Origin of the sequence: Ochrobactrum sp. Marseille-Q0166 (assembly GCF_014397025.1) — a bacterium.
Taxonomy (GTDB): domain Bacteria; phylum Pseudomonadota; class Alphaproteobacteria; order Rhizobiales; family Rhizobiaceae; genus Brucella.
Map to the genome: position 1 here is coordinate 557680 of NZ_JACJUO010000002.1, position 13570 is coordinate 571249.

A 13570-nucleotide genomic window follows, 5' to 3' on the forward strand; every position below is an offset into this window, starting at 1 on the left:
TAATGTTACAAACAATCAAGACCATTCTGTCGGCAAGCGTTGTCAGCTTTGCTCTTCTTGCACCCGCAGCGGCATCAGAAAATATGCTGCGTGTATCATATCAGGAAGATCCCAAGACGGCGGATGTCCAGAAAACAACAGATGCATATACTCTTCCGCTTAACGTTTTTGATCGGCTGATTGAGGCCGAGACAACAGCGCCAGGTCAATCGACCCTTGTTCCAAGTCTGGCTGAAAGCTGGACTGTTTCTGATGATGGTAAGGTCTACACTTTCAAGTTACGTCAGGGCGTACTTTTCCATAACGGAGAAGAACTGAAGGCTGACGATGTCGTCTATACTTTTGATCGTATGCTTGACCCATCGACCAAAGCACTCAGTACTGACATTCTTGACTTTGTCGATGGGGCAACAGAACGATTGAACGGCAGTGCGGATAAAGTGCGCGGTCTCGAAGCGATCGATGACTATACCGTCCGCATTACGCTAAAAGAGCCGTATGCCGCGTTTACAGCACTGATGGCCAGCCCACAGGCATCAATTTATAACCGCAAATTTACTGAACCGCTTGGTGATCAGTTTGGTCTCTCACCAGAAACAACCAATGGTACAGGCCCTTTCATCCTGCGTGAGTATAATCTCAACGACAGCCAGTTGCTTGAGGCGAATGAAGCTTACTTCAAAGGAAGGCCAAAGCTTGATCGCATCCTCGTCCGCGTTGTCGCAGATTCAGAGACCTTGCGTCTTCTGTTCGAAGCCGACGAACTTGACGTCTTCGATCTTGATTATGCAATGAGCCAGACGCCATATTTCTATGGTAGCGACAAATGGAAAGACCACATTAAGAGTGGCCCTCGCGTTGGTATGTACTATTATCATATCAATCAAGCGAACAAGCCTTTTGATGATCCAAAGGTGCGCAAAGCTTTTCAAATGGGTATTAACCGTCAGGAAATTCTCGATAAGAATTTCTACGGTAAGGGCAAACTCGAAAATGGCGTCATGCCCCGGGGGCTGATCTGTTATGAGGACGCTACGCCGATCGAATATAACCCTGAGAAGGCCAAGCAACTGCTCGCTGAGGCAGGTTATCCCGATGGTGTTGATATAAATTTGGCACAGGTTAGCAGTTGGTCGTCGAAGTGGTCGGATATGAACCAGATCATCCAGGCGCAACTTAAAAATTCTGGCTTCAATACGCATATTAAGACGATGGATGAATCTGCGTATTTCGATTTGCGCAAGGCAGGGAAGATCGATAACTACACGCAGACCTGGTCCGCTGATTTCAATGACCCCGATAACTTCTTTTACACATTCTTTAGTAAAAGCGGGACTGGCGTTCGCGGCTTCAACAACAATGACCCCAAAGTTTTCGAGGAAGTTGAGAAGGCGCGCGTTATGACTGATCCGGCAGAGCGTTGCGCGGTCTATAAGGCGCTCACAGAGCAGATTGTTCAGCAGGATGCGGCATGGGTTCCGCTATTTAGCCTTGATCACAATTATGTGGTCCAACCACGGGTGAAGAATTTTACAATCCCTTGGAATGGCTGGAGCGACATGAGCTACTACAAGACGGAAGTCGAGTAAGCTCTCGGAGCACGTTGCAGTGACATGCTTCGCTGTGGCGTGCTCGCAGCTTTTCTTAACGTTCCCCCTTTTGAAAAGAAGTTTTCCTGTACCTGATTTCGGGTGGGCTACTTCTTCTGAATAATCACGCCACAAAATGCTGGCGCATTGTAAAGGAATTCCTTGCGATGCTGAATTATGTGATAAAGCGCATCGCGATTTCGATCCCCGTGCTGATCGGAATTACCGCTTTGTTATTTGTGATGCTGAATGTCATACCCGGTGATCCTGTTGCTCTTCTAATGAAGGAGCACGCTAGTCCCGATGTAATAGCACGCGTGCGTGCTCAGATGCATCTCGATGATCCGCTGATAACGCGCTACTTTCGGTTTCTATTTGCTGCGTTACAGGGCGATCTGGGTACCTCTATCAAGCTCAATCGCAGCGTGACGACGCTGATTATGAATGCCTTCCCAAATACACTGCTTTTGGCTGCCTGTGCTGCAGTGGTCTCCTGGATAATTGGCATACCCGCCGGAATCATTTCTGCTGTGCGCCGCGATACGATGGTCGATCATTTTTTTATGGGCTTTTCACTCCTCGGCGTTTCGATGCCGATTTTTTGGTCGGCTTTGTTGATGCAGTATATTTTTGCGGTCCAGCTCAAATGGCTGCCCGTGTCGGGTTTCTATGGATATCAATATGTCATAATGCCAGCGCTTGTTCTGGGCTGGAGTTCAGCCGGTGTGATTGCGCGTTTGACCCGATCAAGTTTGCTGGAAGTCATGCGCCATGACTACATTCGAACCGCGCGCGCGAAAGGCCTGCATGAAACGCTCGTCATCACGCGCCATGCGCTCAAAAATTCACTTATTCCGGTTGTAACTATCATGGCTATTCAGGTGGCCAGCCTGTTATCCGGTGCTGTTATTACCGAAGCAATTTTTGGCATTCCCGGTGTTGGACGAATTTCTGTAAATGCAATTCAAGCGCGCGACATGCCGCTTCTTCAGGGATCGGTGTTGTTTGCAACTGTTCTCGTCATCCTGGGTAATCTGCTCGCGGATATACTCTATTCTGTCCTCGATCCTCGCATCCGTAATCAAATGAAGGGTGGCTCGAAATGACGCAAATCGCACAAGTTATCGAGAGTGTCGAAGAGCAGATTCAAGACACGCAAAGCGACAGCTTTTTAAGTGATACGATCCGCAGCTTCAGAAAAAATAAAAAAGCGATGATCGGGCTTTTCGTCATAGCCTCTCTTGTTTTTATCGCAATTTTCATTCCCTGGATTAGCCCGCATGACCCTTACCGTGTGGAGTTGAATGAGCAGTTACTGCCTCCCTCCACGACGTACTGGCTGGGCACTGATAACTTTGGACGCGATCTGCTGACCAGAATACTGTACGGTGCGCGTATTTCGCTGTTGGTTGGTATCATTCCAAGCATGATAGCCTTGATACTGGGCACGATCATGGGCGTGATCAGTGGCTTTTATGGTGGGCGTGTGGACTTTGTCATTATGCGTCTGGCCGATGTGATGATCTCCTTTCCGTCCCTGCTGCTTGCAATGGTAGTTATGTACACATTGGGGGCAAACCTTTTTAATATCTTCATAGCGTTGAGTCTGGTCGGTTGGGCCGGTGTGGCCCGCGTGGTGCGCTCACAAACCCTGGCGGTACGAGAAAAAGAATTTATCGAGGCGGCTCGCGCGAACGGTACTTCCAAATCGGTCATCATGTTTCGGCACATATTCCCCAATGTCGTACCGACATTGATCGTGCTTTTTTCGTTGAGTATTCCTGAAGCCATCATGTGGGAGTCGAGCCTGAGCTTTCTGGGTGTCGGAGTTCAGCCGCCAGAAGCAAGTTGGGGGCTTCTTGTCGCCAAGGGTAAGGAATATCTCTTTGCCGCTCCGCTGGTCGCTATCATGCCGGGTGTTGCCATTCTCATTACGGTTCTCGCATTCAATTTCATTGGTGACGGTCTGCGCGATGCGCTTGACCCTTACATGAAAGACTGAGGCTCAAATCATGTCGAATAATGACGACCTTCTTAAAGTCCGTAATCTTTGCACCGATTTTAAAAAGCAAAGTGGCTCAGTACGTATTCTCGATCATGTTTCCTTCGATGTTGGCCGGGGAAAAATTGTTGGCCTCGTGGGAGAGTCTGGCTCCGGGAAAAGTATGACTTCGCTTTCATTGATGGGGCTGGTTCCTTCGCCTCCCGGCAAAGTCACAGCCGAGAGCATCATGTTGGATGGTTCTGATTTGAGCAGGCTGAAACCCGATGAGATGCGTCGCAAGCGTGGTCGTGAAATTGCAATGGTCTTTCAGGAACCCATGACTGCGTTGAATCCTGTAAAAACCATGCTTCAACAAGTTGGCGAACCACTTGCTATTCAGGGGCAGCTTAGCAAGCGTGAAATTCGAAAAAAAGTTCTGCAAATGTTTGAGATGGTGGGGATTCCAGAGCCTGAGGCGCGTCTGAGTGCTTATCCCCATGAACTGTCCGGTGGCCTTCGCCAGCGCGCAGCCATTGCGATGGGACTGATCTGCAAACCGAAATTGCTGATCGCAGATGAACCCACCACGGCACTTGATGTGACCACTCAGGCACAGATCCTCCGATTGATGCTTGAGCTGCGTGATAGGGCATCGACGGCGATTCTACTGATTACCCATGATCTCGGCATTATCGCTGAGATGTGTGATGAAGTTAACGTGATGTATGCAGGACAGATTGTCGAACAGGCGAATGTTTTCGACCTTTTTGACCGTCCTTCACATCCGTACACACGAGGCCTTCTGGCTTCCATACCCAAAGCAACTGAACGACCGACGGCAAGCCGTCTCAACAGCATCAAAGGCATGGTACCCAATTTGGCCCATCTGCCGACAGGCTGTCGGTTTAGCCCACGTTGCACAGATGCAATGCCTATCTGCCGCGTGCAAGCACCAGAAATAACAGACATCGGAAACGGACATAAAGCGCGTTGCTGGCTTCATGATAAAAAAGGAGTTGCAGCATGAGTGAAGCTTTAATTTCGACGAAAGACGTCAGTAAATATTATCACATGAAGAGCGGCTTCTTTACGTCCAAGGAGAAAGTCGTCCGCGCGGTGGATGGAATCACGCTTGATATATATGAGCGTGAAACTTTCGCCCTTGTCGGGGAGTCTGGTTGCGGAAAAACCACTCTCGGGCGTGTTATCTTACGGCTTTTGGAAAAAAGCAGTGGCGGTATTCGCTATCGAGGCCAGGATATTCACGATCTCGATGGTGAGCAGATGCGGTCTTTACGCAAGAAGCTTCAAATCGTCTTTCAGGACCCTTATGCATCGCTCAATCCGCGTATGCGTATTAAACATATTCTCGCCGAACCGTTGCGTGCGCATAATTACGGTACGTCTGCACAAATAGAAGCGCGGTGCCGGGAACTACTGGAAATGGTTGGCCTTCGTGCTGATTTATTGAACCATTACCCGCACCAGTTCAGCGGTGGTCAGCGGCAGCGCATTGGCATTGCACGGGCGCTGGCCAATAATCCAGAATTTATTGTGTGCGACGAAGCGGTTTCTGCACTTGATGTCTCGATTCAAGCGCAGGTTCTTAATCTTTTGCGCGACTTGCAGGAAAAGATGAAACTTACCTATCTGTTTATTACCCACGATCTGAGTGTCGTGAGGCAGTTTGCAGATCGTGTCGGGGTGATGTTTTTAGGGCGCCTCGTTGAGGTGGGTACGACGGAAGAGCTATTCACAAGTCCACAGCATCCCTACACAAGGTTTTTGATTTCAGCCGTTCCGCGCCCTGATCCGCACCAGAGAACGCGAGAACGTCTCATTCTGAAGGGCGATATACCAAGCCCTATGAACCTACCCTCCGGCTGCCGTTTTCATACACGGTGTCCTTATGCTCAGGATATTTGTCGTGTGGAAGACCCGGCTATGAAAACGCATCACGCCAGAAGTGTGGCGTGTCACTTTCCGTTGAACGAACCTGCTATGCAGTCGCAATGAGACAGGACTTATGATGTGCTGGCAGACTGAAACACTGCGGAACAATGATTGAAGAGTATGATGATGGATCTGTTGATTAAAAAAGTTGACGATAATCTTTGGAACGCGCAGTTCGGTGAAAAGACCTGGCGCTGCGCCGTTGGAAGGGGTGGAATCCAGAAGCAGAAACAAGAGGGAGATGGCGTAAGCCCCATCGGTCGCTGGCCGCTTCGCCGTTTATTTTATCGGGCGGACCGCATTTCAAAACCAGAAACGGTTATTGCCTGCCGTAAAATGACAGAGCTTGACGGGTGGTGTGATGATCCTTCAAGCGCAGCTTATAATATGCATGTAACTTTGCCTTTTGCGGCACGACATGAAGTTTTCTGGATGGACGACGATATTTATGACTGTGTTGTGGTTCTTGGCCACAATGACAACCCGATTATACCCGGTGCCGGTAGCGCAATATTCTTGCATATTGCTCGACCGGACTACACTCCTACTGCTGGCTGTGCAGCTCTTAACAAAGATGACCTGCTGGAGTTTCTGAAATTGGCGGACAAGGATACCCATCTGCAATTTCTTGATGAGTCCTGAGCCTGGATTTGAAATGTTCATGCTCTCGAGACCGAGAGCATTTCCTTTCTTGATCGATTGGAAATGCTCTATCTCTTCGTTTTTAATTGGCGTTTTATCCAATACTGTTTCAATTATGCAGGCCGGGGGAAAAAATGTGAGCCGCTGGCCGACATGCCGATTTCTTTTGCCGCCTGCTCCATATGAGGGGCGAGTTCTTCCATGCGCTCTAGCGTCATACGGACAGCCGGCCCAGCGATTGATAGGCAGCTTATCACCCGATTGCCGCTGAAAACCGGCACCGCCATGGCCGCCATGCCGACAATATAACTGTCGATTGATACCGAATAGCCGCGCTTGCGGGTTTCACTGAGTACGTTGAGCAACTCGGCAATCGTTCGCGGCGCACCCGGCCCACACGGCTTGGACTGGTCAACCAGTCCCTGCCGGGCGACCCTTTCCAGCGCCTCTTCGTCGCTCATCGCCGATAACCATGCTTGCCCACCGGCACTCGACGCAAGATGCACAACAACACCCTGTTCCTGGCCTGGGTCATAGCGCAGTCCACTGGTTGCGCCTTGCGCCACGGCCACCCAGATCAGGTCATCACCATCAATCACAGAGAGACGAATCAACTCGCCACTTATTTGGGCCAGTCGATCAAGAATAGGCTGGGCAATGTCACCAACACCGGTACGTCCAAGAAAACCAACGCCTAGGGCCGCGAGTTTCATGGTCAGCGCATAATCACCCTGATTTTGTACCTGCCGCACATAACCCAATCGAATCAATTCGTTAAGGGTGCGATGCACGCCGCTGGCCGGTTGATTGACCTCATGCGCGATCGAGGAGACGGAGAGGCCATCCGGTTTGATTGCCAGCAATTCGATGATGGAAAGGGATTTCTCAAGGGTGCTCATGCATTTTCCATTTTGGATTATAATTCCATTTTGGCATGAGATACCGTACAGTCAAGGCATTTCGTAAAATCGCAGAGTTTCAATCAGAAAATTTGAACAGCTATCCACGATGTAATAAAAGCGCCACTCTGTTTTATACAGAATGGCGCTTTGATCATTTTATTGCTTGAAAAGAGGGTTATACCTTTTCAAGTGCGACGGCGATACCCTGACCAACACCGATACACATTGTCGCGAGAGCTTTTGATTTTCCGGTCAGCGACAGTTCAAGTGCTGCCGTGCCAGCGATGCGGGCACCCGACATGCCAAGCGGATGACCAAGCGCAATCGCCCCACCATTCGGATTCGCACGCGGATCATTATCAGCGATTCCGAGCTGGCGGAGCGTTGCAAGGCCTTGGGAGGCAAAGGCTTCATTCAGCTCAATGACGTCAAGGTCGTCGGCCTTCCAGCCAAGGCGGTTCAGCAGTTTCTGCGAAGCAGGAGCCGGGCCTATACCCATGATGCGGGGTGGAACACCTGCCGTTGCTCCGCCAGTGATGCGGGCAATCGGGGTGAGGCCGTATTTTTTCACTGCCGCTGCGGATGCGATGATCAGCGCTGCCGCACCATCATTCACACCTGATGCATTGCCAGCGGTGACAGTGGCGCCGTCCATGCGGTTCACCGGTTTCAGTTTGGCAAGTGCTTCAAGGCTGGTGGCACGCGGATGCTCGTCCTTTTCGACACTCAGCGGATCGCCCTTTTTCTGAGGAATACTGACCGCTACGATTTCCTTTTCAAGGCGACCATTGGCCTGTGCTGCTGCGGCTTTTTCCTGACTGCGGACGGCAAATGCGTCCTGATCTTCGCGCGAGACCTTGTAGTCAATGGCAACATTGTCGCCGGTTTCGGGCATGGAATCGACACCATAAAGCGCTTTCATCACCGGATTGACAAAACGCCAGCCGATGGTGGTGTCATAAACTTCGGCCTTGCGGGAAAAAGCTGCGTCAGCCTTCGGCATGACAAAGGGCGCGCGGCTCATGCTTTCGACACCTCCGGCAATCATCAATTCAGCTTCGCCGGACTTGATAGCGCGTGCGGCGATGATCATGGCATCCATGCCTGAGCCGCAAAGACGATTGACGGTGGTGCCAGTGACAGAGACCGGTAGGCCCGCCAGTAGCAGCGACATGCGGGCAACGTTGCGATTATCTTCGCCAGCCTGATTGGCGCAGCCGAAGATTACATCATCAACAGCTTCCCAGTCGAGTGACGGGTTGCGCTCCTGCAATGCTTTGAGCGGTACGGCTCCAAGATCATCGGCACGTACCGATGACAAAGCGCCACCAAAGCGGCCAATGGGGGTGCGAATATAATCGCAGATGAAGACTTCGGTCATGGAGCTATCCTCAAAGTTGCGGGGCGATGAGATCGGCGACGGGGCCTTCAGTGTGCAGCTTTGCGCCCGTTTTGGCCTGAAGTTCCTCAAAGGAGATGCCCGGCAGCTTTTCACGCAATACGAAATGACCATCCTTGATGTCGATCACCGCAAGGCTGGTATAGATGCGGGTGATGCAGCCAACGCCGGTCAGCGGGAAGGTGCAGGCCTCTACCAGTTTCGGCTTGCCGTCTTTGGTGACATGTTCGGTGATGACAAAGACCTGCTTGGCACCATGCACAAGATCCATGGCGCCGCCCACAGCCGGTACCCCCTTGGAACCAACACGCCAGTTGGCAAGATCACCATTCTGCGCGACCTGATAGGCGCCAAGAATAGCCACATCCAGATGACCGCCCCGTACCATGGAAAAACTGTCAGCATGGTGGAAGAAGGCAGCACCGGGTTTCAGCGTCACGGCCTTTTTGCCGGCATTGATGAGATCCCAGTCTTCTTCGCCCTCAGCCGGTGGTTCACCGAAATCAAGAATGCCGTTTTCGGTGTGGAAGATCGCCTGCCGTCCGGGCGGCTGGTAGCGTGCGACCATTTCCGGAAAACCGATGCCGAGATTGACATAGGCACCGTCACGGATGTCCTGCGCGGCACGCCAGGCGATCTGGGCGTTGGAAAGCTTGAGGTCTTGAGATGTTTCGACGGTCATGCGTAAACGGCTCCCGACCGAATGAGGATTTCTTCCTGTTGCGGATTGGCGATCTCGACGACGCTGTCGACAAAAATACCGGGTGTGATCACATGCTCAGGATCAATGCCGCCGAGTGGCACGAGTTTCGAGACTTGCACGACGGTTTTGGCGGCAGCCATGCACATCAGCGGATTGAAGTTGCGCGCCGCCTTATTATAGGTGAGGTTACCGTGAATATCGCCGACATGCGCTTTGATGAGAGCGAAATCGGCCTTGAGCCAGCGCTCCTGAACATAAGAGCGACCGTCAAATTCGGCGATGACCTTGCCTTGCGCAAGCTCGGTACCAAAGCCCGTTGGTGTGTAGAAAGCGGGAATGCCCGCGCCGCCCGCGCGGATGCGCTCAGCGAGTGTGCCTTGAGGGACGAGCTCAAGTTCCACCTTGCCTGCGAGATAGGCCTCGGTGAAGGCGCGTGGATCAGAAGACCGGGGGAAAGAGCAGATCATCTTTTTGACCATTCCGGCATCAATCATTGCAGCGATACCGATGCGGCCATTTCCGGCATTGTTATTGATGACAGTGAGATTTTTCGGCCCCTTGTCAATCAGGGCGTGGATCAACTCGATCGGCGCACCGGAGCCGCCGAAGCCGCCAATCATGACGGTTGCACCATCATTAATCCCGGCAACAGCTTCCGCCGCGCTGGTGATTGTCTTGTCCATGTTTGAACCCTCCATGTTGGCGTTGAAACTAAGACGGTCAGCGGCTAGACGGCAACCGATTTGTGCGTTATATAAATTTTGTTCGACTATCGCACAAAATAGAGGGCGCAATGACCGTAAAAGAACGCGACATTATGGGCGGTCTTGCCAAGGGGCTAAAAGTGATTGAGGCATTCAGCGCCGAGCGGCCGCGCCTTTCCATAGCTGAGGCGGCGGAGATTGCCGGTCTTGACCGCGCGACGACACGCCGTTGCCTGTTGACGCTCTCGGAACTGGGCTATGCCGCTTATGACGGTAAGTTTTTTACTGTGACGCCACGTATTCTCAGGCTTGGCACCGGCTGTCTCGCCACCATGCCGCTGCCGCGTATTGTCCAGCCGACGCTTGATCGGCTATCGGAAGAGATCGGCCAGAGCACATCGGTGTCGATCCTTGATGAATGGGAAATTGTTTATGTGGCGCGAGCTGCCCAAAGTCGGGTGATGTCCATCGCCCTGATGCCGGGCTCAAGACTGCCGGCCTATTGTACCTCAATGGGGCGTGTCTTGCTGGCCGCGCAGACGGAAGAAAAGGCTGCGCAACTGCTCAAAGATTCTCCGCGCATTGCCCGTACGGAACGCACCGTGACAGAGATTGCCAAATTGATGGCGGCGCTGCACGAGGTACGTCAAAACGGTTTTGCGACCATCGATCAGGAAGTAGAAATGGGGTTGCGCTCGATTGCCGTACCGCTGCGGACATCGCGTGGCAAAACGATCGCGGCGCTTAATGTGGGGCTTGCCGCCACAGCAGAACCGATGACGACGATTGTAGAGCGCTATCTGCCTGCGCTTTTAAAAACGCAGGCAGAATTGGCTTCCATGCTGGCCTAGCTGCTTTCTACGAATTATTCTTTATAAAAACGCTAAACACTTTTGGTGGAAATACTCTTATCAGTAGGGCAGGCCAACATAGTTCTCTGCAAGTGCGGTGTGGGCTGCTTTGGAACCCGCCAGATACTCGACTTCCGCGCCCTGCATACGGCGAAGGAATGCACCTTCTTCCGGGAAGGAATGCAGCATTCGGGTCATTGACCAGGAGAAGCGTGACGCTTTCCAGACGCGGGCGAGTGCTGTGGCTGAATAGGTCTTCAGATAAGTTTCGTCACCGGCGTAGCGGGCGATCAAAGCTCTCGATAGATAGTAGACATCGGAGGCCGCGAGGTTCAAGCCCTTTGCCCCGGTTGGCGGTACGATATGGGCGGCATCTCCCGCCAGATACAGCCGCCCCCAGCTCATCGGCTCGGAAATGAAGCTTCTGAGCGGCGCGATGGATTTTTCAATTGACGGCCCGGTCTCAAGGGTTTCTGCGAGTTCTGCTGGCAGGCGGCGGCGCAATTCGTCCCAGAATGCATCGTCGCTCCAGCTTTCCGGCTTGTCGGTCAGCGGCACTTGCAGGTAGTGGCGGCTGAGATGGGCATTGCGCATGGAGCACAGCGCAAAGCCGCGATCCGAACCGGCATAGACCAGCTCTTCATGCAGCGGTTTTGTTTCCGAAAGAATGCCGAGCCAGCCGAACGGATAAACGTGTTCATATTCGCGGCGGGTGCCTTCGGGGATGGTTTTGCGGCTGACGCCATGGAAACCATCGCAGCCAGCAATATAATCGCAATCAATGCGATGGCCGGTACCCTTATGGCTAAAGGTCACATAGGGTGCATCGCTGTCCGCGCCATGGATTTCCACGCCTTCGGCCTCGTGATAGATCGGCGCGCCGGTTCTTTCCAGCTCGTCATAAAGATCACGGGTGACTTCTGTTTGGCCGTAAATAGTAACGGAACTGCCGGTCAGTGCTTTAAAGTCGATATGGACTTGCTGGCCATGTGCGGTGATCAACGTGCCGTCATGAACAAAGCCTTCTGCATCCAGCCGTTTGCCTACACCCGCCTCACGCAGCAGATCGCACAAGCCCTGTTCCAGCACACCAGCCCGGATACGGCCAAGCACATAGGCGCGGGTGCGCTGTTCGAGCACGATCGCATCTACACCTTTGCGGCGCAGAAGGAGTGAAAGCAGCAGGCCGGAAGGCCCGCCGCCGATAATGATTACCTGATGACGCATTTAATTTTCACTTTCGGAGTTCAAAGCGGTGAAAAGGCAAGAGGGCGCAGCACGATATGCTTGCTGCCCTTAGCTAAAGAGTTGGATGGAATAGGATTAACCTGACGCGGCAGCAGGGAAATGATGTCTGTCGCGCCGGAAACCGCCTGCCATGTCGCGACCGCCCCGCTGGTTGCCTGGCCAGTGACAAGTGCTGCACAATTTGGGGAAAAGAGCGGCGCGTCAGCCTTTCGCGCCGCATGGGGATTGCGCCTGTTGGCAATCACCGTCTCAAAAGTGGGGGATGATTCAACTGTGTGCAGAAAACGGTTTTCCTGCTCTTCCACCAGCGCGAAAGCTCTGGGAATGAAGCCTTCAACCCATGCTGTCTCGGTCGCGAGTGATGCGCGGCAGGCTTCACGTTCCGTCCAATCCGCATAGCTCCACAGATGATGAATGGTATTGAGTGGCCCGGTTTCACCCAGCCAGTAGCCGGTAAGTGGCAAATGCCGTGTTACCAGCGGCAGTCCTTCATCGGCCAGCAATGCAAGATAGGCAGGGGCTGCACCGGGTTTTAACCGATAGCTTCGCCATTCGTGAATCATAGTTTCCTCCATTTGAGGAAACTGACCAAGATAGATAATTTGTGAAATGGACTGAGCGGCGGAAAGATTGGACGATACCCGGCATAGCGCGTATCAATTCTCGTGGTGAAGTGCCTGTTTGCGAAATGCACCGGGCGAAAGACCCACGCGCTGTGTGAAAAAGCGGTTGAAGTAAGCCGGGTCGTCGAAGCCGGTCATGTGCGCGACTTGCGCGACACTGCTTTCGGTATAAACAAGATAACGTTTGGCTTCGATGATAATGCGCTCATAAAGCAGCCCTGCAGCTGTATTGCTGGCGCGTGCCTTGCAGGCAGCATTCAGACGAGCCTGCGTGACAGCAAGATCTTTAGCATAAAAGGCAAGTGAACGTTCGGTGCGGAAGTGCTTTTCCAGCAGTGCACGGTAACGCACCAGAAGGTCATAATCCCGGTCAGGTGCGGCAATTCCGGGACCATCATGGGTGATATAGAGCCGCAGAACCACGACCAGAATGCGCATATATTGCGCTAGGATCGCTGTGCGCCGACCGGGCGCGGCCCAGATAAACTCCCGATGCAGCCACTCGAATGTATCATTGACGGCCGGGATATTGACGCCGGTTCCTTCAAGCGGATAGGCGGCGGGCTGTCCTGCCGCGCTGGCAAAACGCTGATCAAAGGCCTCGGCTGATTTGAGACAGCCCAGTGCTGCCGTCACCACAAAGCCGTCAGTGCCGAGGTCGAAGTCGATCTGATGGACGATTCCCGCTGGTATCACGAGAATTCCGGGAGCCGGGATGGGTAGAATACGCTCTTCCATACGGATAAAGCCGCCGCCGCTTTTTACCAGCAGAACCTGCATGTGATCGGGGTGGGAATGCGGACGAATTCTCCAATCATTGGGGCCGGAACGGTCGCGAATAGGCTCAATGTGCAGGAAATCGAGTTCAACATCCGCGCCCTGATCACCATAGAGATAATAGTGTGGAATTTCGCTCCTGACATGAACGGCCATTTTCCCTCCCGAAAGTCGTCCTTGCAAATTGTGCAACAA

14 protein-coding genes are annotated in these 13570 nt (G+C 52.7%); 7 read left to right on the plus strand and 7 right to left on the minus strand.

The features are described from left to right. Positions 1 to 2: 2 nt before the first annotated feature. From H5024_RS13690 to H5024_RS13715, 6 genes are all read left to right on the plus strand, one after another. The gene (locus tag H5024_RS13690) at positions 3 to 1589 is read left to right on the plus strand and encodes an ABC transporter substrate-binding protein (protein WP_187547719.1); all 1587 of its coding nucleotides are present in this window, start codon (positions 3 to 5) and stop codon (positions 1587 to 1589) included. 167 nt (positions 1590 to 1756) lie between these two features. Next, the gene (locus tag H5024_RS13695) at positions 1757 to 2695 is read left to right on the plus strand and encodes an ABC transporter permease (RefSeq protein WP_187547721.1); all 939 of its coding nucleotides are present in this window, start codon (positions 1757 to 1759) and stop codon (positions 2693 to 2695) included. Beyond that, complete coding sequence (locus H5024_RS13700; RefSeq protein WP_187547723.1) at positions 2692 to 3591, plus strand: ABC transporter permease; 900 nt, start codon at positions 2692 to 2694, stop codon at positions 3589 to 3591. Before H5024_RS13695 ends, H5024_RS13700 begins: the two co-directional genes overlap by 4 nt. A gap of 10 nt (positions 3592 to 3601) precedes the next feature. Further along, a complete protein-coding gene (locus H5024_RS13705) occupies positions 3602 to 4600 on the plus strand; it encodes an ABC transporter ATP-binding protein (RefSeq protein ID WP_187547725.1) in 999 nt (332 codons plus the stop codon). Next, complete coding sequence (locus H5024_RS13710; RefSeq protein WP_187547727.1) at positions 4597 to 5589, plus strand: ABC transporter ATP-binding protein; 993 nt, start codon at positions 4597 to 4599, stop codon at positions 5587 to 5589. Before H5024_RS13705 ends, H5024_RS13710 begins: the two co-directional genes overlap by 4 nt. Before the next feature lie 57 nt (positions 5590 to 5646). Continuing rightward, entirely contained in the window at positions 5647 to 6168 is a 522-nt protein-coding gene (locus tag H5024_RS13715; RefSeq protein WP_247875355.1) for a L,D-transpeptidase family protein, read from the plus strand. Between the two features lie 113 nt (positions 6169 to 6281). On the opposite strand, the gene H5024_RS13720 is transcribed toward H5024_RS13715, so the two are convergent. The 4 genes from H5024_RS13720 to H5024_RS13735 form a co-directional block, all read right to left on the minus strand. Further along, positions 6282 to 7067, minus strand: coding sequence for an IclR family transcriptional regulator (locus H5024_RS13720; protein WP_187547729.1), 786 nt, complete (start codon positions 7065 to 7067; stop codon positions 6282 to 6284). Positions 7068 to 7245: 178 nt separating this feature from the next. Beyond that, a complete protein-coding gene (gene pcaF / locus H5024_RS13725) occupies positions 7246 to 8451 on the minus strand; it encodes a 3-oxoadipyl-CoA thiolase (RefSeq protein WP_187547731.1) in 1206 nt (401 codons plus the stop codon). 10 nt (positions 8452 to 8461) lie between these two features. Next, the gene (locus tag H5024_RS13730) at positions 8462 to 9151 is read right to left on the minus strand and encodes a CoA transferase subunit B (RefSeq protein WP_187547733.1); all 690 of its coding nucleotides are present in this window, start codon (positions 9149 to 9151) and stop codon (positions 8462 to 8464) included. Then, positions 9148 to 9855, minus strand: coding sequence for a 3-oxoacid CoA-transferase subunit A (locus H5024_RS13735; RefSeq protein ID WP_187547735.1), 708 nt, complete (start codon positions 9853 to 9855; stop codon positions 9148 to 9150). Before H5024_RS13735 ends, H5024_RS13730 begins: the two co-directional genes overlap by 4 nt. A gap of 110 nt (positions 9856 to 9965) precedes the next feature. Between H5024_RS13735 and H5024_RS13740 the strand changes: the two genes are divergently transcribed. After that, positions 9966 to 10727 (plus strand): IclR family transcriptional regulator C-terminal domain-containing protein, encoded by a 762-nt coding sequence (locus H5024_RS13740; RefSeq protein ID WP_187547737.1) that lies wholly within the window; start codon positions 9966 to 9968, stop codon positions 10725 to 10727. Positions 10728 to 10787: 60 nt separating this feature from the next. Here H5024_RS13740 and pobA read toward each other — a convergent pair whose 3' ends face one another. From pobA to H5024_RS13755, 3 genes are all read right to left on the minus strand, one after another. Further along, the gene (gene pobA, locus H5024_RS13745) at positions 10788 to 11954 is read right to left on the minus strand and encodes a 4-hydroxybenzoate 3-monooxygenase (RefSeq protein WP_187547739.1); all 1167 of its coding nucleotides are present in this window, start codon (positions 11952 to 11954) and stop codon (positions 10788 to 10790) included. A gap of 20 nt (positions 11955 to 11974) precedes the next feature. Beyond that, positions 11975 to 12538: an NIPSNAP family protein gene (locus H5024_RS13750; RefSeq protein ID WP_187547741.1), complete on the minus strand. Its 564-nt coding sequence runs from the start codon at positions 12536 to 12538 to the stop codon at positions 11975 to 11977. A gap of 93 nt (positions 12539 to 12631) precedes the next feature. Continuing rightward, positions 12632 to 13531, minus strand: coding sequence for a helix-turn-helix domain-containing protein (locus H5024_RS13755; RefSeq protein WP_187547743.1), 900 nt, complete (start codon positions 13529 to 13531; stop codon positions 12632 to 12634). Between the last annotated feature and the right edge of the window lie 39 nt (positions 13532 to 13570).